Genomic DNA, 24,244 nt, shown 5'->3' on the forward strand with positions numbered 1-24,244 from the left:
TTAAAAAACCCTGGTTTTTAAATACCGGGGTTTTTTTATTGCTGTTACTCACGTGATAACCATACTAAAAGTGTGATAAATGCCGCTGATTGATCGTATTTAACGAGCTATTTAGCACTTATAAACTTATTTTTTCGAAATGATACAGCATCTATACTCATAACATTGTCTCAACGCTAAGGCGTATACCCAAAATAATTCGAGTGGATTGTAGGTGGCAACTGAACGAAGCCAACACCCAAGCAACTTGAAGTATGACGGGTATATTCGCTAGGTTCAGATCTGGAGTGATGTACAGTGACTAATATTATTCGTCAATTCTTACGCCAAGAGGCGGCAGGGGGGATTATTCTGATCGTGGCCGCCGTCGTGGCGCTGATCATGGCTAATACCCCGATGCAGGCCCTGTATCAGGCGTTCCTCAATCTACCCATCATGGTCAAAGTCTCCTCGTTGGAGATTGCGAAGCCGCTGTTGCTGTGGATCAACGATGGGCTGATGGCCATCTTTTTCCTGGTGGTTGGCCTGGAGGTTAAGCGTGAGTTGATACAAGGCTCATTAGCAGGCCGTGATAAAGCCATATTTCCGGCGATCGCCGCGTTGGGCGGCATGTTAGTGCCTGCGCTGGTTTATCTGCTGTTCAACGGTGCCGATGAGGTCACGCGCCAAGGTTGGGCGATCCCGGCAGCGACCGATATCGCCTTTGCCTTGGGCGTTATGGCATTGCTGGGGAATCGTGTACCAACCAGTTTGAAGGTCTTCCTGCTGGCTCTGGCGATTATCGACGATTTGGGCGTGATTATTATTATTGCGCTGTTCTATACCCACGACGTGTCAATGGTGGCGTTGGGCGTCGCCGCTGCGGCAATTACCGCTTTGGCGCTGATGAACTGGCGCGGAGTGGGGCAAACCTCACTGTATATGATTGTCGGGTTAGTGTTATGGGTAGCAATTCTTAAATCTGGGGTACATGCCACGCTAGCGGGGGTGATTGTCGGCTTTATGATCCCGCTGAAGGTCAAAAATGAACCTTCGCCTTCTGAAACGCTGGAACATGAATTGCACCCTTGGGTCGCATTCTTGATTTTGCCATTGTTCGCATTTGCTAATGCCGGAGTTTCGTTACAGGGAGTATCCTTGAGCGGATTGACTTCCCTGTTGCCATTGGGGATTGCCGCGGGTTTGTTTATCGGTAAACCACTGGGGATTTTCGCTTTTAGCTGGCTGGCAGTGAAATTGGGGATTGCGCAGTTGCCTCAAGATATTGGATTTAAACAAGTGTTCGCTGTTGCGGTACTATGTGGTATTGGTTTTACCATGTCGATCTTTATTGCCTCATTGGCGTTTGCTGATGCGGATGCGGCTCTCAGTACCTATTCGAAGTTGGGAATACTCTTGGGTTCGACGAGCGCCGCTGTGGTTGGTTATGTTTTGCTGCGCTGCACGTTACCTCGATACAGATAATCCTTTGGGGTTATTCGTAGGAGAGGCTGAAGGCAATAGCGCTGGGACGAAGCAGCACAGTATGCATGCTGCTTCGACTATTTCTAACTCTGTGCTGTACACATAAAGGAAAGGGAATTTGTCGCTCATCACGGTAAAGCGTGTGCTGATGAGAAACCCAAGGAGAGTCGCTTGTGAGAATGTCACACATCAATTTTAACCATCTGTATTACTTCTGGCAGGTTTGTAAGGCGGGATCGGTGGTTGGGGCTGCGGAGGCACTATTCCTTACGCCACAAACCATCACCGGCCAAATCAAAGCGTTGGAGGAGCGGCTCAATGGCAAGTTGTTCAAGCGCCAGGGGCGCGGGCTGGTGCCTTCAGAACTTGGCCAACTGGTTTTTCGCTATGCCGATAAAATGTTCATGCTCAGCCAGGAAATGCTGGATATCGTCAACTACCGCAAAGAATCCAACCTGTTGTTTGATGTTGGGGTCGCGGATGCGTTATCCAAACGTTTGGTCAGCCAGGTACTGGAAACGGCAGTGGTGGATAACGAGCAAATCCACCTGCGTTGTTTCGAATCCACACATGAGATGCTGCTTGAGCAACTGAGCCAGCACAAACTGGATATGATCCTGTCGGATTGCCCAGTGGACTCCAGCCAGCAGGAAGGGCTGTTTTCGCTGAAACTGGGAGAATGCAGTATCAGTTTTTTCTGCCGCCAACCGGCACCGGATCTGCCGTTCCCGGCCTGTTTGGAGCAACGGCGGTTACTGATCCCTGGTCGGCGTTCGATGCTGGGGCGCAAACTGCTCAACTGGTTCAACACTCAGGGGATTAAAGTCGAAATACTCGGGGAGTTTGACGATGCGGCTTTAATGAAAGCGTTTGGTTTGTACCACAATGCCGTCTTCGTGGCGCCGACACTGTATGTGCAGGATACTTATAACGATGATGATGTTGTGGAGATTGGCCGCATCGATAGCGTGCAGGAAGAGTATTACATCATTTTTGCTGAGCGCATGATCCAGCACCCGGCGGTGCAGCGGGTATGCAACAAAGATTTCTCGGCGTTGTTTGCCCTCTGACCAGGAATTACAGGCGTAAAAAAACCTGCCGAGGCAGGTTTTTTTAACAAGCAGACAACGTAAGGCTTATTGCATTGCGTTGATACGCGCAGTCAAGTTTGACTTATGGCGTGCTGCTTTGTTTTTGTGGATCAGGCCTTTAGCAGCCTGGCGATCCACAAGTGGTTGCATTACGAGGAATGCATTTTGTGCTGCTTCTTTGTCGCCAGCTGCGATAGCCGCGTCTACCTTCTTGATAAAGGTACGCACCATTGAGCGACGGCTAGCGTTATGCTTGCGGCGTTTCTCAGACTGTATGGCGCGTTTCTTAGCTGATTTGATATTAGCCAAGTTCCAACTCCCAAATATATTCTATTGAGGACAATTCAAAGGCCGAGGAATATGCCCTTTTAGCCTTCGTTTGTCAATGGATTTGTGCAAATAAGCGCCGTTTGTACGGGCGGCACTTGCTACGTTGTGATGGCGCAGGATTTTACCAGCTTCGGCCATGGGAATACAGTGTTTCGCGAGAAAAATCGCCATGTGTTTTACCGCGTATTCTGTGAACGGCGGCTGACAATGAGTTATCCCCGGTTTTTCAAGCTGCTGCCAAAGGGTTGGCGTGAAAACCGTCGGTTAAGATACCCCGGATCAGGCTGGATAAACGGGTAGTTAAGGCCGCTAACCTCCGGTATGGTATGACTATCTATATCAAAGGAAACAATCGCCGGTTAACCTTAACCGCTGTACAAGGTATAATCCGCCGATTTCCACTGTTTTGAGTCAGCTATGCAGCTAATTCGCGGCATTCACAATATCCGAGCGCGCCACCATGGTTGCGTGCTTACCATTGGCAACTTCGACGGCATACATCGCGGTCACAAGGCGCTATTGGAGCAGTTAAAGCATCAGGGGCAACGCCTCGGGTTGCCGGTGATGGTCATGATCTTTGAGCCGCAGCCGCTGGAACTGTTTGCCGCCGACAAGGCCCCAGCGCGTCTCACGCGTTTGCGTGACAAGACTAAATATCTGGCGCAGGCCGGGGTTGATTACCTGCTGTGCGTCAAGTTCGATCCTCGTTTTGCTGCCAACACCGCGCAGGCGTTTGTCGCCGAACTGTTGGTAGAAAAGCTGGGCGTACAATTCCTGATGGTGGGGGATGATTTCCGCTTTGGTGCTGGCCGCGTGGGGGATTTCACCCTGCTGCAGAAAGCCGGGGAAGAATACGGCTTTGAGGTGGTCAGTACGCCGACTTTCCGTGAAGGTGAGTTGCGTATCAGCAGCACAGCGATTCGTAACGCGCTGCGTGATGATGATCTGCCGCTTGCTGAAATGCTGCTTGGCCACCCCTACAGTATTTCAGGCCGCGTAGTGCATGGCGATGAACTGGGGCGCACGATTGGTTTCCCCACCGCCAACCTGCCGCTCAAGCGCCTGGTGGCGCCAGTGAAAGGGGTTTATGCGGTCGATGTTTACGGCCTTGGCCCTGAGCCATTGCCGGGCGTGGCCAATATTGGCACCCGGCCAACGGTTGCTGGCGTGCGTCAGCAACTGGAAGTCCATCTGTTAGATGTCGTGATGGATCTGTATGGATGCCACTTAGACGTGGTGCTCCGTGCAAAATTGCGTAATGAACAGCGTTTTGCCTCGCTTGATGCGTTGAAACAGCAAATCGCTAATGATGTGGTGACGGCCCGGAAATTCTTCGGGCTACAGACACCGATTTAATGTCTATACCCTAAATAATTCGAGTTGCAGGAAGGCGGCAACGCAGTGAGTCACCAGGCGCTTACATGAGTAAGTGACTGGGGTGAGCGAAGAGTCAACGCACCTGCAACTTGAAGTACGACGGGTATATAGCCGAAACGGAACCGAGAATCTAATGAGTGACTATAAGAACACCCTGAACTTGCCGGAAACAGGGTTCCCGATGCGCGGCGATCTGGCCAAGCGTGAACCTGGCATGCTAGCACGTTGGTATGAGCAGGATCTGTATGGGATGATTCGTGCCGCCAAGAAAGGCAAGAAATCCTTTATTTTGCATGACGGCCCTCCGTATGCGAATGGCAGCCTGCATATTGGTCACTCCGTAAACAAGATTCTTAAAGATATTATTATCAAGTCGAAAGGGATGGCCGGTTTTGACTCGCCTTACGTTCCCGGCTGGGACTGCCATGGTCTGCCGATTGAACTCAAGGTTGAGCAGTTGTACGGCAAACCGGGCGAGAAATTGACCCCGGCAGAATTCCGTCAGAAATGCCGTGAGTATGCGGCTGACCAGATCGCTGGGCAGAAGAAAGATTTCATCCGTATGGGGGTTCTGGGCGACTGGGAACATCCGTACCTGACCATGGACTTCAAAACAGAAGCCAACATCATTCGTGCGCTGGGCAAGATCATCAGCAATGGTCATCTGTTGAAAGGTGCCAAACCGGTGCACTGGTGTACCGATTGTGGTTCATCGCTGGCAGAAGCGGAAGTGGAGTATTACGACAAAACCTCTCCGTCGATCGATGTGGCCTTCCACGCGGTGGATGTGGCGGCGGTTGTGGCCAAATTTGGCGTGTTCAGCGTTGATGGCCCGGTTTCTCTGGTGATCTGGACGACCACACCTTGGACTTTGCCTGCTAACCGTGCGATCTCGCTGAACCCGGAATCGGCTTACCAACTGGTGCAGATCGATGGCCAATGCCTGATCCTGGCGGCGGATCTGGTTGAAAGCGTAATGAAGCGCATCGGCGTGACGCAATGGGCTGTGCTGGGCGATTGTAAAGGGGCCGATCTGGAACTGATGCGCTTTACCCATCCGTTCATGGGCTTTGATGTGCCTGCGATCCTGGGCGATCACGTTACGCTGGATGCCGGTACCGGTGCGGTACACACTGCGCCAGGTCACGGCCCGGACGACTTCGTGATCGGCCAGAAGTATGGCCTGGAAGTGGCTAACCCGGTTGGCCCGAACGGTTGCTATCTGCCAGGAACCTATCCAGCTCTGGATGGCAAATTTGTGTTCAAGGCTAACGATCTGATCGTTGAACTGCTGCGTGAAAAAGGCGGGTTACTGCACGTTGAGAAACTGCTGCACAGCTATCCATGCTGCTGGCGCCACAAGACGCCGATCATCTTCCGCGCCACTCCGCAATGGTTCGTCAGCATGGATCAAAAAGGCCTGCGCCAGCAGTCGCTGCAAGAGATCAAAGGCGTTAAGTGGATCCCGGATTGGGGCCAGGCGCGTATTGAAATGATGGTGGCAAACCGCCCGGACTGGTGTATCTCACGCCAGCGTACCTGGGGGGTGCCAATGGCGCTGTTTGTACACAAAGACACCGAGCAGCTTCACCCGCGCAGCGTTGAACTGATGGAAGAAGTGGCGAAACGCGTTGAGCAGGATGGGATCCAGGCGTGGTGGGATCTGGACGCCGCCGACATCCTTGGCGCTGAAGCGGCTGACTACGTGAAAGTGCCCGACACGCTGGACGTGTGGTTTGACTCTGGTTCAACCCATTCCTCGGTCGTGGATGTGCGCCCTGAGTTCAATGGCCACGGTGCCGATATGTATCTGGAAGGCTCTGACCAGCATCGCGGCTGGTTTATGTCATCCTTGATGATCTCGACCGCCATGAAAGGTAAGGCCCCTTATAAAGAAGTGCTGACCCACGGTTTCACCGTGGATGGTCAGGGCCGCAAGATGTCCAAATCCATCGGTAACACCGTCAGCCCGCAGGATGTGATGGACAAACTGGGTGGCGACATTCTGCGTCTGTGGGTGGCTTCTACCGATTATACCGGCGAGATCGCGGTTTCTGACGAGATCCTCAAGCGTGCCGCCGACTCTTATCGCCGTATCCGCAATACCGCGCGTTTCCTGCTGGCGAACCTGAACGGGTTTGATCCCAGCACCGATTGCGTAGCAGCGGACGAGATGGTGGTGCTGGATCGCTGGGCGGTGGGTCGTGCATTGGCAGCGCAGCAGGATATCGAACAGGCTTATGCCAACTACGATTTCCACGAAGTCGTACAGCGCCTGATGCAGTTCTGCTCGGTCGAGATGGGCTCTTTCTATCTGGATATCATCAAAGATCGCCAGTACACCGCGAAGAGCGACAGCGTCGCTCGCCGTAGCTGCCAGACTGCGTTGTTCCACATTGCCGAAGCGATGGTGCGCTGGATGGCACCGATCATGTCCTTTACCGCCGATGAAATCTGGGGCTTCCTGCCAGGTAAACGCGCGCCATATGTGTTTACCGAAGAGTGGTACGCTGGCCTGTTTGGGTTGGCCGAAGGCGAAAGCATGAACGATGCCTTCTGGGAAGATCTGCTGAAAGTGCGTGGTGAAGTCAACAAAGTGCTGGAGCAGGCGCGTGCGGATAAGCGCATCGGTGGTTCGCTGGAAGCGGCAGTGACTCTGTATGCGGACAACGATCTGGCAGCACGCCTGAACAGCCTGCAGGATGAATTGCGTTTTGTGCTGCTGACCTCAGGGGCCAATGTGGCTCCGCTGGCGGATGCTCCGGCAGACGCGCAACCCAGCGAGTTGCTGAAAGGGCTGAAAATCGCGTTCAGCACTGCGGAAGGCGAGAAGTGCCCACGCTGCTGGCATTACACTACCGATATCGGCCAAGTGGCAGAACATGCGGAGCTCTGTGGCCGTTGTGTCACCAACGTCGCTGGTGACGGTGAAAAGCGTAATTTTGCCTGATAACTGAATGCCTGATGAATGAGCGACTGATGAGTAGACCGATAAGTTCGACCGGCTTGCGCTGGCTTTGGCTGGTAGTTGTGGTGCTGGCGCTGGATCTGGCCAGCAAACACTGGATCCTGAGTAACTTCGTGCTGGGTCAAACCCAGCCGTTGTTCCCGTCATTCAACCTGTACTATGCACGTAACTACGGTGCGGCGTTCAGTTTCCTGGCGGATCACGGTGGTTGGCAACGCTGGTTCTTTGCCGGGATTGCTGTTGCTATTGTGGTGACCCTGCTGGTGATGATGTACCGCAACAGCGCACAGCAGAAGCTGAGCAATATCGCTTATGCTCTGATCGTTGGTGGCGCGCTCGGTAACCTGTTTGATCGCCTGTGGCATGGGTTTGTCGTGGATTTTATCGATTTCTATATCGGTAACTGGCATTACCCAACTTTCAACCTGGCCGACAGTTTTATCTGCGTTGGTGCAGCGATGATCGTGCTGGAAGGTTTTCTGCCAGCGAAGAAAAGCGCGAAGAGCGAAGGTAAGTAATATGAAGGCTCAGGTTAACAGCAACAGCGCTGTACTGGTGCATTTTACGCTGAAACTGGCAGATGGCTCGACGGCAGAATCTACCCGTGGCAATGGCAAGCCTGCGCTGTTCCGTTTGGGTGATGGCAGCCTGTCGGCACCCTTGGAGCAGCAACTGATGGGTTTGCAGGCAGGCGACAAGTGCTTTTTCACTCTGCAACCGGAAGCGGCATTCGGCACACAGAACCCGGATCTGATCCAGTTCTTCTCACGCCGTGATTTTGCTGAAACGGGCGTGCCAGAGGTGGGAACCATCATGCTGTTTACCGCCATTGATGGTAGCGAAATGCCTGGTGTAGTGCGCGAAGTGGCGGAAGATTCTATCACCGTTGATTTTAACCATCCGTTGGCGGGGCATCCGGTCACCTTTGATATTGAAGTGCTGGAGATCGACCCGCAGCAGGAGGAAACGCATGCAAATATTGCTGGCTAACCCACGCGGTTTCTGTGCTGGGGTTGATCGTGCGATCAGCATTGTGGAGCGCGCGCTGGAGATTTACGGCGCACCGATTTATGTGCGGCATGAAGTGGTGCATAACCGCTATGTGGTAGACAGCCTGCGCGATCGCGGCGCGGTGTTTATTGAAGAGATCTCGGAAGTGCCGGACGGTTCGATCCTGATCTTCTCCGCGCATGGGGTTTCTCAGGCGGTACGTGCCGAAGCGAAAGCGCGTGAGCTGACCATGCTGTTCGATGCCACCTGCCCGCTGGTGACCAAGGTGCATATGGAAGTGGCCCGTGCCAGCCGTAAAGGCACCGAGGCTATTCTGATCGGCCACGCCGGGCACCCGGAAGTGGAAGGCACCATGGGCCAGTACAGTAACCCGCAAGGGGGAATGTACCTGGTCGAGTCGCCGGAAGATGTCTGGCAGTTGCAGGTGAAGAACGAAGGTAACCTGTGCTTTATGACGCAGACCACGCTGTCGGTGGATGATACTTCCGAAGTGATCGATGCGTTGCGCAAGCGCTTCCCGAATATTATCGGGCCACGCAAAGACGATATCTGCTATGCCACAACCAATCGCCAGGAAGCGGTGCGGAATTTGGCGAGCGATGCTGATGTGGTGCTGGTGGTGGGGTCAAAAAACTCTTCCAACTCTAACCGCTTGGCTGAATTGGCACAGCGCGTGGGTAAACCGGCTTACCTGATCGATTCGGCGGCAGATATTCAGGAATCCTGGCTGAAAGATGCGGCTAACGTGGGTGTGACGGCGGGCGCTTCTGCGCCAGACGTGCTGGTTCAAGACGTTATCAGCCGCTTGAAAGCCTTGGGCGGTCAGGATGTTCATGAGCTAAGTGGTCGTGAAGAGAGCATTGTGTTTGAAGTGCCGAAAGAGCTGCGGATGGATATCAAGCAGGTCGATTGAGTACCATCGGCGCGGTTAAACAACGGGGAGCTTCGGCTCCCCGTTTTGTCTTTCAGTCTCTGAACAGGTATTCATCTAAATGCATAATTATGTAATTTCATCTGCTTGCCTGATTGTTAATCAATTGATAGCGTTACTGATAACTGTATCGGGATATCATAATTTTCTAATTCTGCGTTAAATACTCTGGCAGTGATCAGGTGGCGCAGTTAATCTGAACCTCAGGCTCGTGAGATGAGCACAAAATCAAGAAGAGAGAAGAGTATGACTGATTCACAGATCCGTATCGCGATTGCGGGTTCCGGTGGGCGCATGGGGCGTCAATTGATTCAGGCGGTGCATCAGGCGCAAGGTGTGGTGTTAGGCGCTGCATTGGAGCGCCCCGGTTCAAGCCTGGTGGGAACCGATGCAGGTGAACTGGCCGGGATCGGAGCATTGGACGTTACCGTCAGCGACAGCTTGGAACAGGTGGCTAATGACTTCGACATTCTGATCGATTTCACCCGCCCGGAAGGCACATTAGCGCATCTGGCATTTTGCGTGGCGCATAATAAAGACATGGTAATCGGCACCACGGGTTTTGATGAGGCTGGCAAAGTAGCGATTCGTGACGCTGCACAGCAGATTGGCATTGTGTTTGCGGCCAATTTCAGCGTTGGCGTCAATGTGATGCTCAAATTGTTGGAAAAAGCCGCTAAAGTGATGGGCGACTATACTGATATTGAAATTGTCGAAGCCCACCATCGCCACAAAGTTGATGCTCCTTCCGGCACGGCGCTGGCGATGGGCGAAGCGATCGCTGGGGCTTTGGGGCGTGATTTAAAGGAATGTGCTGTTTATCAGCGTGTTGGCTACACTGGTGAGCGCGATCCAAAGAGCATTGGTTTTGCCACAATACGCGCAGGGGATATTGTTGGTGAGCATACCGCCATGTTTGCTGATATCGGCGAGCGGGTGGAAATTACCCATAAAGCATCAAGTCGCATGACTTTTGCCAACGGTGCCGTGCGTGCGGCAGATTGGCTTGCTAAGCAGCAAAAAGGACTGTTTGATATGGGGAATGTTCTCGATTTAGACCAGTTATAATTTTTTGCATACCATCGTGATGTGGTTGTGTTGATCATAGTGCTATGATAATTGGGCAATAATATTATTGTCCTTTTTTTTAACCTTGATTATTGGCGTTACGTCTGGTTTTTCGGTCATGATCTGATTTTTTATCAGTTATCTTTTGGTTTCTATCCTGTTTTCTCCTCTTTCTGTTCATTGAGGCCGCATTTGCGCAGCTGGTATGGGTTTTTTCTATCATTGTGCCTCGCAACCGTTTACTAGCCCAAGTTTGCGTATGTTTTTGTCGGTGTAGAGCCTGGAAAGCTATGAGGTTCGCAAAAATACGATAAAAAATGGAGCTTTGAGTAGACAAGCAAGATGCCCATCATTAAAATGCGCCCAATTTGCCAAAAATTAGCCCTGAGGGCTGTTTTTGCATTGATTTAGGCGGTAAATCTGAATTAATATGCAAATATTATGATTGATTATTCCTTGGAGGGTGTTTTGATTAAGTCAGCGCTATTGGTTCTGGAAGACGGAACCCAATTCCACGGTCGGGCCATCGGGGCAGAAGGGACGGCAGTGGGGGAAGTGGTCTTCAATACGTCGATGACCGGCTATCAAGAAATCCTCACTGATCCTTCCTACTCCCGCCAGATCGTTACTCTTACTTATCCCCATATCGGCAATGTCGGCACCAATGCTTCCGACGAAGAATCCTCCGCTGTTCATGCTCAAGGCCTCGTCATTCGTGACCTCCCACTGATTGCCAGCAACTACCGCAACGAAGAAGGCCTTGCCGAGTATCTCAAGCGCAACAACATCGTGGCGATCGCCGATATTGATACCCGTAAACTGACCCGCTTGCTGCGCGAAAAGGGCGCACAAAACGGCTGTATTATTGCCGGTGATGTGACCAATGCTGAATTGGCACTGCAGAAGGCTAACGCTTTCCCTGGCCTGAAAGGTATGGATCTGGCGAAAGAGGTCACTACCAAAGAAGCCTATGCCTGGCAACAGGGCAGTTGGACCCTGGAAGGCGAGCTACCAGAAGCTAAAGCGGCGAGCGAATTGCCCTACCATGTGGTGGCCTACGATTTTGGTGCCAAACGCAACATCCTGCGCATGCTGGTGGATCGCGGCTGCCGCCTGACAGTGGTGCCTGCACAAACTTCCGCCGAAGCGGTGCTGAAAATGAATCCGGACGGCATCTTCCTGTCCAACGGCCCGGGTGACCCGGAACCGTGTGATTACGCGATTGCCGCCATCAAACAGTTCCTGGAAACCGATATTCCGGTCTTTGGTATTTGCCTGGGTCATCAACTGTTGGCGCTCGCCAGCGGGGCGAAAACCGTGAAAATGAAGCTCGGCCATCACGGCGGTAACCATCCGGTCAAAGATCTGGATAACAATACCGTGATGATCACGGCGCAGAACCACGGGTTTGCAGTAGATGAAAACAATCTGCCAGCCACGCTGCGCGTCACACATAAATCCCTGTTCGACCACACGGTGCAAGGGATCCACCGCACCGACAAAGCGGCATTCAGCTTCCAGGGGCACCCAGAGGCCAGCCCTGGCCCGCACGATGCTGCGCCGCTGTTCGATCACTTTATCGAACTGATTGAGACATACCGTTCCAACGCCAAATAATCAGGAGCCATAAAAATGCCAAAACGTACTGATATAAAAAGCATCCTGATCCTCGGCGCTGGCCCGATCGTTATCGGCCAGGCGTGTGAGTTCGACTACTCTGGTGCCCAGGCGTGTAAAGCGCTGCGTGAAGAGGGTTACCGCGTGATTCTGGTCAACTCTAACCCGGCAACCATCATGACCGACCCGGAAATGGCCGATGCAACCTATATCGAGCCGATTCACTGGGAAGTGGTGCGTAAGATCATCGAAAAGGAGCGCCCGGATGCGGTGCTGCCGACCATGGGCGGCCAGACGGCGCTGAACTGTGCGTTGGAACTGGAGCGCCAAGGCGTGCTGGCCGAGTTCGGCGTGACGATGATTGGTGCGACCGCAGATGCTATCGATAAAGCGGAAGATCGCCGCCGTTTCGACATCGCGATGAAGAAAATCGGCCTGGATACCGCCCGTTCCGGTATTGCCCATAATATGGAAGAAGCGCTGGCGGTGGCCGCTGACGTCGGCTTCCCGTGCATTATCCGCCCATCCTTTACCATGGGCGGCACTGGCGGTGGTATCGCTTACAACCGCGAAGAGTTTGAAGAGATCTGTGAACGCGGCCTGGATCTGTCGCCGACCAAAGAGCTGCTGATCGATGAGTCGCTGATCGGTTGGAAAGAGTATGAAATGGAAGTGGTGCGGGATAAGAACGACAACTGCATCATTGTCTGCTCGATCGAAAACATCGACGCGATGGGTATCCATACTGGTGACTCCATCACCGTGGCCCCGGCGCAGACGCTGACCGACAAAGAATACCAAATCATGCGTAACGCCTCGATGGCGGTGCTGCGCGAAATCGGCGTTGAGACCGGTGGCTCCAACGTGCAGTTCTCGGTAAACCCGAAAACTGGCCGCCTGATTGTGATCGAAATGAACCCGCGCGTGTCCCGTTCTTCCGCGTTGGCATCAAAAGCCACCGGTTTCCCGATTGCTAAAATTGCCGCCAAGCTGGCGGTGGGTTACACCCTCGACGAACTGATGAATGACATCACCGGGGGCCGTACTCCGGCGTCCTTTGAGCCGTCTATCGACTACGTGGTGACCAAAATTCCTCGTTTTAACTTCGAGAAATTTGTTGGCGCCAACGATCGCCTGACCACCCAGATGAAGTCGGTCGGTGAAGTGATGGCGATTGGCCGCACCCAGCAGGAATCCCTACAGAAAGCGCTGCGTGGCCTGGAAGTGGGTGCGACCGGTTTTGATCCGAAAGTCAGCCTGGACGATCCAGAAGCGCTGACCAAGATCCGCCGCGAACTGAAAGATGCCGGTTCTGATCGTATCTGGTACATCGCCGACGCTTTCCGTGCCGGGATGTCTGTAGACGGCGTGTTCAACCTGACCAATATCGATCGCTGGTTCCTGGTACAGATCGAAGAGCTGGTACGTTTGGAAGAGCAGGTGGCTGAGGCCGGTATTAACGGCCTGAACGCCGAGTTCCTGCGCACCTTGAAGCGTAAAGGCTTTGCCGATGCGCGCCTGGCTACGCTGGTGGGGGTTTCGGAAAACGAAATCCGCAAGCTGCGCCACAGCTTCAATCTGCACCCGGTCTACAAACGTGTGGATACCTGTGCGGCTGAATTCGCTACCGACACCGCGTATATGTATTCCACCTATGAAGAAGAGTGTGAATCCAACCCAACCAACGATCGCCCGAAAGTGATGGTGCTGGGCGGTGGCCCGAACCGTATCGGCCAGGGGATCGAATTCGATTACTGCTGTGTACATGCCTCGCTGGCGCTGCGCGAAGACGGTTACGAAACCATCATGGTCAACTGTAACCCGGAAACCGTTTCTACCGATTACGACACCTCGGATCGCCTGTACTTTGAGCCGGTGACGTTGGAAGACGTGCTGGAAATCGTGCGCATTGAGAAGCCAAAAGGTGTGATCGTGCAGTATGGTGGCCAGACGCCGCTGAAGCTGGCGCGTGAGCTGGAAGCCGCAGGCGTACCAATTATCGGTACCAGCCCGGATGCGATTGACCGTGCTGAAGACCGTGAACGTTTCCAACAGGCGGTTAATCGCTTGGGCCTGAAGCAACCGGCTAACGCTACTGTTGCCACCATTGAGCAGGCGGTCGAGAAAGCCGCTGGCATCGGTTATCCGCTGGTGGTGCGCCCGTCCTACGTGTTGGGTGGCCGCGCAATGGAGATCGTTTATGACGAAGTCGACCTGCGTCGTTACTTCCAGAATGCGGTCAGCGTGTCTAACGACGCCCCGGTGCTGCTGGATCGCTTCCTGGATGATGCGATAGAAGTGGACGTTGATGCCATCTGTGACGGCGAACGCGTGCTGATCGGCGGCATCATGGAGCACATCGAACAGGCAGGTGTACACTCCGGTGACTCCGCGTGTTCACTGCCTGCTTACACCCTGAGCAAAGATATTCAGGACGTGATGCGTCAGCAGGTTGAAAAGCTGGCGTTTGAGTTGCAGGTACGTGGTTTGATGAACGTGCAGTTTGCGGTGAAAAACAACGAAGTCTACCTGATCGAAGTCAACCCGCGTGCGGCACGTACCGTACCCTTCGTCTCCAAAGCGACCGGCGTGCCGTTGGCGAAAGTGGCAGCACGCGTGATGGCTGGCAAATCGTTGGCTGAGCAAGGCGTGACCGAAGAGGTTATCCCGCCCTATTACTCGGTGAAAGAAGTGGTGCTGCCGTTCAACAAATTCCCTGGCGTCGACCCGATCCTGGGGCCGGAAATGCGCTCGACGGGGGAAGTGATGGGCGTTGGCCGCACCTTTGCCGAGGCTTTCTCCAAAGCGATGCTGGGTAGCAACTCTGGGATGAAAAAGCAGGGCCGTGCACTGCTGTCGGTGCGTGAAGGTGATAAAGCCCGCGTGGTGGATCTGGCCGCCAGCCTGCTGAAACAGGGCTTTGAACTGGATGCGACTCACGGTACTGCCGTAGTGTTAGGCGAAGCAGGGATTAACCCACGCTTGGTCAACAAGGTGCATGAAGGCCGCCCGCACATTCAGGATCGCATCAAGAATGGCGAGTACACCTACATCGTTAATACTACAGCAGGCCGCCAGGCGATTGAGGATTCCAAGCTGATTCGCCGCAGCGCGCTGCAATACAAAGTGCATTACGACACCACACTTAACGGTGGTTTTGCTACGGCGATGGCGTTGAAGGCGGATCCTACCGAGCAGGTCACTTCGGTGCAGGAGCTGCACGCGCGTATCAAGTAAGCACGCTATTACTCAAGGCGTTGCAGATTGGGGCCAAAGGGCGGGAACAACCCGCCCTTTCTCTTTTCTCTATCAAGCAATTTGCTCACTCTCAATAAAAATTTCCGCTATTAATCCCACCCCAAACTGTCACGATATAAGCTTGATATAAGGCACGAAACGACGAGAGCCACATGATCCTGATTATTTACGCCCATCCTTATCCCCGGCATTCTCATGCCAATCAACGATTGTTGCAGGCGGTAAAAGACATTCCCGGTGTGGAAATCCGTTCGCTGTATGAGCTATACCCAGATTTCAATATCGATATCAGCGCCGAACAGCGGGCGTTAGAGCAGGCCGATATGGTGGTGCTGCAACATCCTATGCAGTGGTACAGCTTGCCGCCGTTGCTGAAACTGTGGATCGACAAAGTGTTGGAACACGGTTGGGCTTATGGTCACGATGGCAACGCACTGGTGGGTAAAGAGTGCCTGTGGGCGGTGACCAGTGGTGGCGATGAACAGCATTTTGAACTGGGTGATTACCCCAACTTTGCCGCATTGGCCCAACCGCTGCAGGCCACGGCCATTTATTGTGGAATGAAGTGGCAGCCTTACTTTGCGGTACATAACACTTTCACCTGTAATGAACCGGCGCTGATTGCGGCTGGCGAGGCTTACCGCCAGCGGTTGGTGCAATATCTGATGGAGCACAGCGAACCTGCGGCAAATCAGGAGCCTGCTCATGGATAATCACTCTATGATGATTGAAGGGCTGATCTATCTTGGTGCCGCCGCGCTGTTCGTGCCGATTGCGGTGCGGTTCGGCTTGGGGTCGGTGCTGGGTTACCTGATTGCTGGCTGCATTATCGGCCCTTGGGGGCTGAAGCTGGTTTCAGATGCTGAATCGATCTTGACCTTTGCCGAAATCGGTGTGGTATTGATGCTGTTTATCATCGGCCTGGAGCTGGATCCACGGCGCTTGTGGACGTTACGCGCGGCGGTATTCGGCGGTGGCATTATCCAGATGGTGGGCTGTGGGCTGGTGTTAAGCGTTTTCTGTTACTTTCTCGGGCTGGACGGGAAAGTGGCGCTGCTGATTGGGCTCACGTTGGCACTGTCTTCAACGGCCATTGCCATGCAGGCAATGAGTGAACGTAATTTAACCCCAGCGCCGATTGGCCGCAGCGCGTTTGCGGTATTGCTGTTTCAGGATATTGCGGCGATCCCGCTGGTGGCGATGATTCCATTGCTGGCTAGCAGCGGCGCAGCTACCACTTTAGGGGCTTTTGCGCTGTCTGCCGCTAAAGTGGTTGGTGCATTGGTGATGGTGATCTTGCTGGGGCGCTATGTGACCCGGCCATTGCTGCATTTTGTTGCGCGGTCTGGAATGCGCGAAGTCTTCAGCGCCGTGGCACTGTTTCTGGTGTTTGGCTTCGGTATCTTGTTGGAAATGGCTGGCCTTTCGATGGCGATGGGCGCTTTTCTTGCTGGCGTGCTGCTGGCGAGTTCCGAATATCGTCATGCGCTGGAAAGCGACATTCAGCCGTTTAAAGGATTGCTGCTTGGTTTGTTCTTTATTGGCGTTGGGATGTCGATTGATTTTGGTACCCTGTTCCATCACCCGCTGTTGATCGCCTCATTGTTGCTGGGTTTCATGTTGCTGAAAGCGTTGCTGCTGTGGCTGGTGGCACCGCTCCTTGGCGTGCCGAAGCGCCAGCGTGGGCTGTTTGCCATTTTGTTGGGGCAGGGCAGTGAATTTGCCTTTGTGATCTTTGGTGCCGCGCAGATGGCAGGGGTTTTACCGCAGGAATGGGCTAAAGCGCTGACGCTGGCGGTGGCGCTTTCAATGGCGGCGACGCCGCTACTGCTGGTGATCGCTGCCTCTTTAGAAAAGAATGTGCCAAAAGACGATCGCCCGGCAGACGAGATCGACGAAGACAATGCCAGCGTGATCATCGCCGGGTTTGGCCGCTTTGGCCAGATCGCAGGCCGTATGTTGTTGGCTAACGGCGTGCGGACCGTGGTGTTGGATCACGATCCCGATCATATTGAAACGCTGCGCAAATTTGGTACCAAGGTGTTTTATGGTGATGCCACGCGCGTAGATCTGCTGGAGGCGGCAGGCGCGGCGCGGGCCAAAATCTTGATCAACGCCATTGATGATGTGGCAGCCAACCTGCAATTGACGGAACTGGCGAAACATCATTTTCCGCACCTGAAAATAGTGGCGCGTGCGCGCGATGTGGATCATTGGTATCAATTGCGGCAGTTGGGGGTAGAAAGTCTGGAGCGTGAAACCTTTGAAAGTTCGTTGCGCATTGGGCGTGAAACGTTGGAATTACTGGGGCTGGATGCTTATGAAGCGCGCGAGAAGGCTGATACTTTCCGCCGCTATAATCTGAAGATGCTGGAGGATACGCTGGAGAATTATCAGGATACCGCGTTCCGCATCGCCAGTTTGCAGCGGGCGAAAGAGATGCTGTCGGCGGCTATCGAACAGGATCAGCGGCGTTTGGCGCATGATCAACAGGCTGGCTGGCGCGGCAGTATTGACGGCAAAGCCCCCGAGGACGAAGTGGTAGAAGCGAAAAGATAATGATGGTTTGGCCCTTTTCCATCAGGAAGGGGCCAAAGGTAAATTTGGGTTTCCTCTAGCCCCTTCGATTGTCTGACTGCAAGCAACTTGAATGGTTTTGGCTATAAAAGCGCTGGTAATAACACGATTCCCCCTGATGCGCATCAACCTATTGGGGGCATCTTTGGTTATATGATGCACGTTCACTCAGGGGAGGTGGTTGGGGAATATGAAGCAGGAATTGAACAGTGAAATGCCAGGTGTACACCGGCAGCAGCGTGACATAACCCGCCTGTGTATTCAGTGCGCATTGCTGTTGTTGCAGCATGGTGCGGAAAGCATGGTGGTGGAACAGTTATCAACCCGTCTCGGTTTGGCACTCGGGATGAACAGTGTGGAAAGCTCGATTTCGGCCAATGCTGTGGTGCTGACCACTATCAGTAATGATGCTTGCCTGACGACCACGCGTAAAAACGTCGATCGCGGTATCAATATGCAGATCGTCACCGAGGTGCAGCATATTGTGATCCTCGCAGAGCACCGTTTGGCTGATGCTCAGGATGTGGCACGGCGTTTTGACAAGATCCGCCCGTTGCGTTATCCGCGTGGGCTGGTGGTGCTGATGGTGGCACTGTCGTGCGGCTGTTTCAGCGTGCTTAATGGTGGCGGAGCAGATGCATTCGCGGTGACTTTTCTGGCCAGTGGAGTGGCGATGTTTGTCCGCCAGATGCTTACGGCCCGTCATATGAACCCGCTGATTAACTTTTGCCTGACGGCGTTCGTCGCCACGTCGGTTTCTGGCTTATTGTTGCGGCTACCGGTGTTTAACCAGACTTCGAGCGTGGCGATGGCAGCCAGCGTTTTGCTCCTGGTGCCAGGATTCCCGCTGATTAACGCGGTAGCCGATATGTTTAAAGGCCATGTGAATACCGGGCTGGCACGCTGGGCGATGGCCAGTTTGCTGACGCTGGCGACCTGTATCGGTGTGGTCATGGCGATGTCCATGTGGGATCTGCGGGGGTGGTCATGAGTCTGTTGTGGGCACTTTTGCAGGATATGTTGCTGGCGGCGGTGCCAGCGCTGGGCTTTGCCATGGTGTTTAACGTGCCAGCGCGCGCGCTGCGCTATTGTGCCCTGCTTGGCGCGGTGGGCCATGGTTCGCGTATGCTGATGATGCACGTTGGCATGAATATCGAATGGGCTTCGTTTTTGGCGGCTATCCTGATCGGTATTATTGGGATCCAGTGGTCACGCTGGTTGCTGGCTCACCCGAAGGTATTCACCGTTGCAGCAGTTATCCCGATGTTCCCCGGCATTTCAGCCTATACCGCAATGATTAGCGTGGTGGAGATTTCGCACCTGGGTTACAGCGAAGCATTGATGTCAGTAATGATATCCAACTTCCTCAAGGCCTGTTTTATTGTGGGAGCGCTGTCGATTGGCCTGTCGGTGCCAGGGTTATGGCTGTATCGGAAACGCCCAGGAGTGTGAGGCGTGGCGCAATGTCAGGCCGCTGTTTAGCACCGGCCTGACATTAATCGGTGAGATAAGGTTAGGTATTAGTGAAAATTATAAGACCCGTCTTATATATTCATATTAGATGATTAGCCTATCGACGGTTGCAGGGGGTTTCCGTATAGTGTGAGCAATTTTGCTGCCTATACAGGGTTAAACAATGATTATCAGCCTGATCGCTGCCTTGGCGGCGGATCGCGTAATTGGTATGGAAAACGCCATGCCGTGGCATTTGCCAGCAGACTTGGCGTGGTTTAAACGTAATACGTTGAATAAGCCGGTTATTATGGGTCGTAAGACCTTTGAGTCTATTGGCCGCCCACTGCCGGGCCGCCATAATATCGTTTTAAGTAGCCAGCCTGGTCACGCAGCCGATGTGACCTGGGTGACTTCTCTGGATGAAGCGCTGGCTGCGGCTGGCCCGGTGGAAGAAGTGATGGTGATGGGCGGGGGCCGGGTTTATAGCCAGTTCCTGTCTCGCGCCAATCGGTTGTACCTGACGCACATCGACGCTGAAGTTGAGGGTGATACTCACTTCCCGGATTATGAACCGGATGAATGGGAAACCTCATTCAGTGAGTTCCATGACGCTGATGAACTGAACTCTCACGGTTATTGCTTTGAGATCCTGGAACGCCGTTAATCAGCGTGGGGCACAGCGTTTGGTGCCCCAGCCTGAGCCTGAATCTTATGATGCTGCCAGCCCGTCGTCACCCTCGCAGGTTTCACGGCGGTTGGAAGGTTGAGTAAAGTACTGTTTGTCTTCCCAGCGCAACAGCGTGAGATTACCTCCCCAGCAGCAGCCAGTATCCAGCCCGATAACGCCTTCTGGCGTGCCTTTACCTTCCAGCGAAGCCCAGTGACCAAAAATAATGGTGTACTCAGGGGAGACTTTGCGCTGCAGCTCAAACCAGGGTTTCAACGGCGGGGGAGCACTGCCGGGAGCATCTTTGCAGATCATATCCAGCTGACCGTTCGGGAAGCAATAGCGCATGCGGGTCAGGGCATTGGTACTGAAGCGCAAGCGGGCCAAACCGCTCAGATCGGTGCTCCAGTTGTTCGGCATATCGCCGTACATGGCATCCAGAAACAGCGGGTAGCTGTCGCTGCTCAATACGGCCTCTACCTCACGCGCGCATATTTGTGCGGTATCGATATCCCACTGCGGGGTGATACCGGCATGGCCCATGATCAGCTTGCGCTCATCATCCACCTGTAGCACTGGCTGACGCCGCAGCCAATTGATCAGTTCGTCCCGATCGGGGGCTTCCAGCAGCGGAGTGAGCAGATCTTTCGGTTTGTTGCGGCTGATACCGGCATACACGGCCAGCAGATGCAGATCGTGATTGCCCAGCACCATACGCACGGCGGGCCCGAGTGAACGCACGTAGCGCAGCACTTCAAGCGAAGCGGGGCCACGGGCGACCAGATCGCCAGTCAGCCACAGTTGGTCGTGCTGTGGATCGAAAGAAACCTGGGCTAACAGTGCCTGCAACTCTTCGAAACAGCCATGGATATCGCCGATAAGATAAGTCGACATATTAATGAATCAACGCTGGAATGGCTAAACGGAACACGGGAATGGCGGTGCGGAAGGTTTGACCTTGGTGATCAACCATTTCGTAGTGCCCTTCCATGGTGCCCAGCAGCGGCGTTTCGAGAACGGCACCGCTGGTATATTGAAACTCGCAGCCGGGCTGGATAACCGGCTGTTCGCCGATCACCCCTTCGCCCTGAACTTCAGTCTGGCGGCCATTACTGTTGGTAATCAACCAGTAACGCCCCAAGAGTTGCACGTCGAAACGCCCCAGATTACGGATGGTGATGGTATAAGCGAAAACGTAACGCTCTTCCTCAGGTATCGATTGTGATTCCACATAAATACTTTGTACCTGAATACATACGCGAGGCGAATCAATCATGACGACTACTCCTTATTGCTGCTGCGCTGAAAGCCAGTTTGCCAGCTTGCAGTACTGCGCCACAGAAATATTTTCTGCTCTGAGCGCCGGATCGACGCCGAGTTCCGTCAGTTGCTCTGGGGTGAACAGATCGCCCAGGCTGTTACGGATGGTTTTCCTGCGCTGGTTAAATGCCTGAGTAGTGATACGGCTTAGCATGCGGACATCCCCCACGGGATGAGGGATCACGCGGTGCGGTACCAAGCGGACCACGGCAGAATCAACTTTAGGTGGTGGAGCGAACGCAGTAGGCGGCACTTCCAGCACCGGTATAACGTTGCAATAATATTGCGCCATCACGGTGAGTCGCCCATAAGCTTTGCTGTTCGGGCCAGCCACCAGGCGGTTTACCACTTCCTTTTGCAACATGAAGTGCATGTCGTGTATAGCGGAAGTATAGCTGAAAAGGTGGAACATCAACGGCGTCGAAATGTTATACGGCAGGTTGCCGAACACGCGTAGCGACTGGCCGGCTTCTGCTGCCAATTCGGCGAAATTCACCGTCATGGCATCTTGCTGGTGGATCGTCAGTTTGTCTTTCAGCTGTGGATGCGTGGCCAGACGAGCGGCCAGATCGCGATCCAGCTCGATCACCGTCATGCGATCCATACGTGCACCAACCGGTTCGGTCAGTGCGCCCAGGCCTGGGCCGATCTCAATCACGGCTTCACCCGGCTGAGGATGAATGGCCGAGACAATGCTATCAATGACAAACTGATCGGTTAAAAAGTTCTGTCCAAAGCGTTTGCGGGCAAAGTGCCCTTGGTGGACTCTATTATTCATTACAATTAATTATCATTTTAATGGCGAGATTTAAGGCCGTTTTGAAGCTGCCTGCATCGGCGGTGCCGGTGCCAGCCAGTTCCAACGCGGTACCATGGTCGACCGAGGTACGGATAAAAGGCAAACCGAGCGTGATATTCACTGCTCGGCCAAACCCTTGGTATTTTAGCACTGGCAGACCCTGATCGTGATACATCGCCAGCACGGCATCTGCATGTTGCAGGTATTTAGGCTGGAACAGGGTGTCTGCAGGTAATGGGCCAATCAGGTTAATGCCACGGCGGCGCAGGATATCCAGGGCTGGAATGATCACATCCAGCTCTTCACGCCCCATATGGCCGCCTTCCCCGGCATGCGGGTTCAGACCGCACACGTAGATCTGCGGCTGCTTGATGCCAAATTTGCTTTTCAGATCGCTGTCGAGAATGGTGATCACTTCAAACAGGCTCTGCTGCGTAATAGCGTTTGGCACGGCAAGCAGGGGCAAATGCGTGGTCGCCAACGCAACGCGCAGTTCTTCGGTAGCCAGCATCATCACTACACGATCGCAGTGGCTGCGATCGGCAAAGAATTCGGTGTGGCCGGTAAACGGGATACCGCCATCGTTAATCACGCTTTTGTTGACCGGCCCGGTAATCAGTGCGGCAAACTCCCCGTTCAGGCAGCCATCGCAGGCGCGGGCCAGAGTATCGACGACGTAAGCACTGTTGGCGACGTTCAGTTCACCCGGCACTACGGTTACGGCAGTTTTTACGGGAAGGAGCGTCAGCGTACCTGCACGCTGAGGCTGCGCTGGGTGTTCAGGCTGGTAGTCACGCAGCGTCAACGGCAGCTTCAACAACCGGGCGCGTTCAAGTAATAGGGCCGGATCGGCACACACCACCAGTTCAACAGGCCAATCCTGCTGCGCCAGTGCTGCCACCAAATCCGGCCCAACCCCGGCAGGCTCGCCGGGGGTGATCACGATACGTTTACTGCTGTGCATTGCTGCCATCGAGGGTCTTCACGTAAGCAGCAGCACGTTGTTCCTGCATCCAGGTTTGCGCTTCTTCGGCAAACTTGCGGTTGAACAGCATGCGGTAAGCGCGATCTTTCTGCGCCGCATCGGTTTTATCCACCTGGCGGGTATCCAGCAACTGAATCAGATGCCAGCCGAAAGAAGAGTGAACCGGTTCGCTGACCTGGCCTTTTTGCAGCTTCAACAGCGCATCACGGAAAGCAGGATCGTACATGTCCGGTGAACCCCAGCCTAGATCGCCACCCTGCAGAGCAGAACCCGGATCCTGAGAAAGCTGTTTGGCTTCATCGGCAAATTTCGCGGTACCATTTTTAATGGCGGTAGCCACTTCCTGCAGTTTTGCTCGCGCCTGCTCGTCAGTCATCACCACGGAAGGCTTCAGCAAAATATGACGGGCATGTACTTCGGTGACTGAAATCGATTGATTGCCACCGCGCATGTCGTTCACTTTCAGAATGTGGAAGCCAACACCGGAGCGGATTGGGCCAACGACATCGCCTTTCTTGGCGCTGATCAGCCTTTCTGCAAACAGCGTAGGCATTTCCTGCAGTTTACCCCAGCCCATCTGGCCGCCTTTCAACGCCTGAGAATCGGCAGAGTAGGTGATCGCCAGTTTACCGAAATCAGCACCGCTGTTGATTTCGCCAACCAGGCGCTTGGTCAGCGCTTCGGCTTCATCAACCTGCTTCTGTGACGGGTTTTCCGGCAGAGGGATCAGGATGTGGCTGAGGTTGACTTCAGTATCCCCGCCGTTCTGCGTGCCAACCTGTTTAGCCAGAGCCTCTACTTCCTGCGGCAGAATGGTGATACGGCGGCGAACTTCGTTGTTACGCACTTCCGAGATCAGCATTTCTTTACGGATCTGGGCGCGATAGGTGTTGTAGTTCAACCCTTCCGCCGCCAGGCGAGTGCGCATCTGATCGAGGCTCATGCTGTTCTGAGCGGCGATATCGGTAATCGCTTTGTCGAGTTCGGCATCAGAAATGGTGATCCCCATTTTCTGCGCCATCTGCAACTGGATGTTATCCATGATCAAGCGTTCAAGGATCTGGTGACGCAAGGTTTTATCGTCTGGTAACTGCTGGCCAGCCTGTTGAGCATTGAGCTTTACCGATTGCATCAAGCCATTCACGTCGCTCTCAAGTACTACACCGTTATCCACGACGGCGGCGACTTTATCCACTTCTTGGGGTGCTGCGAACGCGGTATTGGCACAAACGACCAATCCGAGAAGAAGCGTTCTCCAGTTCTTCATACATTTCCCATTATCTAGTCCGCAAATGCGGGTGAAAGTTGTCGTTTTTCAAGGTGTTC

21 protein-coding genes are annotated in these 24,244 nt (G+C 53.8%); 15 read left to right on the forward strand and 6 right to left on the reverse strand.

What is annotated here, in order from left to right; translation table 11 throughout:
• Positions 1-297 precede the first annotated feature (297 nt).
• Complete coding sequence (nhaA, locus tag IV04_RS16565; protein WP_037398522.1) at positions 298-1,464, forward strand: Na+/H+ antiporter NhaA; 1,167 nt, start codon at positions 298-300, stop codon at positions 1,462-1,464.
• A 179-nt stretch (positions 1,465-1,643) separates the two neighbouring features.
• The gene (nhaR, locus tag IV04_RS16570; protein WP_037398518.1) at positions 1,644-2,534 is read left to right on the forward strand and encodes a transcriptional activator NhaR; all 891 of its coding nucleotides are present in this window, start codon (positions 1,644-1,646) and stop codon (positions 2,532-2,534) included.
• Positions 2,535-2,600: 66 nt separating this feature from the next.
• Here the strand turns inward: nhaR and rpsT are convergent, their stop codons facing one another.
• Entirely contained in the window at positions 2,601-2,864 is a 264-nt protein-coding gene (gene rpsT, locus IV04_RS16575) for a 30S ribosomal protein S20 (RefSeq protein ID WP_037398515.1), read from the reverse strand.
• 438 nt (positions 2,865-3,302) lie between these two features.
• Here rpsT and ribF point away from each other — a divergent pair, with 438 nt between their 5' ends.
• The 13 genes from ribF (at position 3,303) to folA (ending at position 19,811) form a co-directional block, all read left to right on the forward strand.
• Positions 3,303-4,241: a bifunctional riboflavin kinase/FAD synthetase gene (ribF, locus tag IV04_RS16580; protein ID WP_037398513.1), complete on the forward strand. Its 939-nt coding sequence runs from the start codon at positions 3,303-3,305 to the stop codon at positions 4,239-4,241.
• Positions 4,242-4,395: 154 nt separating this feature from the next.
• Entirely contained in the window at positions 4,396-7,212 is a 2,817-nt protein-coding gene (gene ileS / locus IV04_RS16585) for an isoleucine--tRNA ligase (protein WP_037398510.1), read from the forward strand.
• A gap of 29 nt (positions 7,213-7,241) precedes the next feature.
• A complete protein-coding gene (lspA, locus tag IV04_RS16590; RefSeq protein WP_037398508.1) occupies positions 7,242-7,748 on the forward strand; it encodes a signal peptidase II in 507 nt (168 codons plus the stop codon).
• A gap of 1 nt (position 7,749) precedes the next feature.
• The gene (fkpB, locus tag IV04_RS16595) at positions 7,750-8,220 is read left to right on the forward strand and encodes an FKBP-type peptidyl-prolyl cis-trans isomerase (protein WP_037398504.1); all 471 of its coding nucleotides are present in this window, start codon (positions 7,750-7,752) and stop codon (positions 8,218-8,220) included.
• Positions 8,201-9,154 carry a 4-hydroxy-3-methylbut-2-enyl diphosphate reductase gene (gene ispH / locus IV04_RS16600; protein WP_037398500.1) on the forward strand — a complete coding sequence of 318 codons (954 nt, stop codon included), beginning with the start codon at positions 8,201-8,203 and terminating at the stop codon, positions 9,152-9,154. The genes fkpB and ispH overlap by 20 nt, the downstream gene beginning before the upstream one ends.
• A gap of 264 nt (positions 9,155-9,418) precedes the next feature.
• Positions 9,419-10,240 carry a 4-hydroxy-tetrahydrodipicolinate reductase gene (gene dapB, locus IV04_RS16605; RefSeq protein ID WP_037398497.1) on the forward strand — a complete coding sequence of 274 codons (822 nt, stop codon included), beginning with the start codon at positions 9,419-9,421 and terminating at the stop codon, positions 10,238-10,240.
• 468 nt (positions 10,241-10,708) lie between these two features.
• Positions 10,709-11,857, forward strand: coding sequence for a glutamine-hydrolyzing carbamoyl-phosphate synthase small subunit (carA, locus tag IV04_RS16610; RefSeq protein WP_037398711.1), 1,149 nt, complete (start codon positions 10,709-10,711; stop codon positions 11,855-11,857).
• A gap of 15 nt (positions 11,858-11,872) precedes the next feature.
• On the forward strand, positions 11,873-15,094 hold the full coding sequence (gene carB / locus IV04_RS16615; protein WP_037398494.1) for a carbamoyl-phosphate synthase large subunit: 3,222 nt from the start codon (positions 11,873-11,875) through the stop codon (positions 15,092-15,094).
• Between the two features lie 173 nt (positions 15,095-15,267).
• A complete protein-coding gene (kefF, locus tag IV04_RS16620; protein WP_037398492.1) occupies positions 15,268-15,828 on the forward strand; it encodes a glutathione-regulated potassium-efflux system oxidoreductase KefF in 561 nt (186 codons plus the stop codon).
• Positions 15,821-17,674: a glutathione-regulated potassium-efflux system protein KefC gene (kefC, locus tag IV04_RS16625; RefSeq protein WP_037398489.1), complete on the forward strand. Its 1,854-nt coding sequence runs from the start codon at positions 15,821-15,823 to the stop codon at positions 17,672-17,674. The genes kefF and kefC overlap by 8 nt, the downstream gene beginning before the upstream one ends.
• A 208-nt stretch (positions 17,675-17,882) precedes the next feature.
• Positions 17,883-18,683 (forward strand): threonine/serine exporter ThrE family protein, encoded by an 801-nt coding sequence (locus IV04_RS16630; RefSeq protein ID WP_037398487.1) that lies wholly within the window; start codon positions 17,883-17,885, stop codon positions 18,681-18,683.
• Positions 18,680-19,144 carry a threonine/serine exporter gene (locus IV04_RS16635; protein WP_037398485.1) on the forward strand — a complete coding sequence of 155 codons (465 nt, stop codon included), beginning with the start codon at positions 18,680-18,682 and terminating at the stop codon, positions 19,142-19,144. The genes IV04_RS16630 and IV04_RS16635 overlap by 4 nt, the downstream gene beginning before the upstream one ends.
• 184 nt (positions 19,145-19,328) lie before the next feature.
• Positions 19,329-19,811, forward strand: a complete 483-nt coding sequence (folA, locus tag IV04_RS16640; protein ID WP_037398482.1) for a type 3 dihydrofolate reductase — start codon at positions 19,329-19,331, stop codon at positions 19,809-19,811.
• A gap of 45 nt (positions 19,812-19,856) precedes the next feature.
• Here folA and apaH read toward each other — a convergent pair whose 3' ends face one another.
• Genes apaH through surA form a run of 5 tightly spaced genes read right to left on the reverse strand, consistent with a single transcriptional unit; the run spans position 19,857 to position 24,185 of the window.
• Positions 19,857-20,708 carry a bis(5'-nucleosyl)-tetraphosphatase (symmetrical) ApaH gene (apaH, locus tag IV04_RS16645; protein ID WP_037398479.1) on the reverse strand — a complete coding sequence of 284 codons (852 nt, stop codon included), beginning with the start codon at positions 20,706-20,708 and terminating at the stop codon, positions 19,857-19,859.
• A 1-nt stretch (position 20,709) separates the two neighbouring features.
• Entirely contained in the window at positions 20,710-21,090 is a 381-nt protein-coding gene (gene apaG, locus IV04_RS16650) for a Co2+/Mg2+ efflux protein ApaG (RefSeq protein ID WP_037398476.1), read from the reverse strand.
• A gap of 12 nt (positions 21,091-21,102) precedes the next feature.
• Complete coding sequence (rsmA, locus tag IV04_RS16655; RefSeq protein ID WP_037398472.1) at positions 21,103-21,912, reverse strand: 16S rRNA (adenine(1518)-N(6)/adenine(1519)-N(6))-dimethyltransferase RsmA; 810 nt, start codon at positions 21,910-21,912, stop codon at positions 21,103-21,105.
• Positions 21,905-22,897, reverse strand: coding sequence for a 4-hydroxythreonine-4-phosphate dehydrogenase PdxA (gene pdxA, locus IV04_RS16660; RefSeq protein ID WP_037398710.1), 993 nt, complete (start codon positions 22,895-22,897; stop codon positions 21,905-21,907). Before pdxA ends, rsmA begins: the two co-directional genes overlap by 8 nt.
• On the reverse strand, positions 22,884-24,185 hold the full coding sequence (gene surA, locus IV04_RS16665) for a peptidylprolyl isomerase SurA (protein WP_037398469.1): 1,302 nt from the start codon (positions 24,183-24,185) through the stop codon (positions 22,884-22,886). Before surA ends, pdxA begins: the two co-directional genes overlap by 14 nt.
• Positions 24,186-24,244 lie beyond the last annotated feature (59 nt).

The organism is Serratia sp. Ag1 (assembly GCF_000743355.1).
Lineage (GTDB): Bacteria > Pseudomonadota > Gammaproteobacteria > Enterobacterales > Enterobacteriaceae > Chania.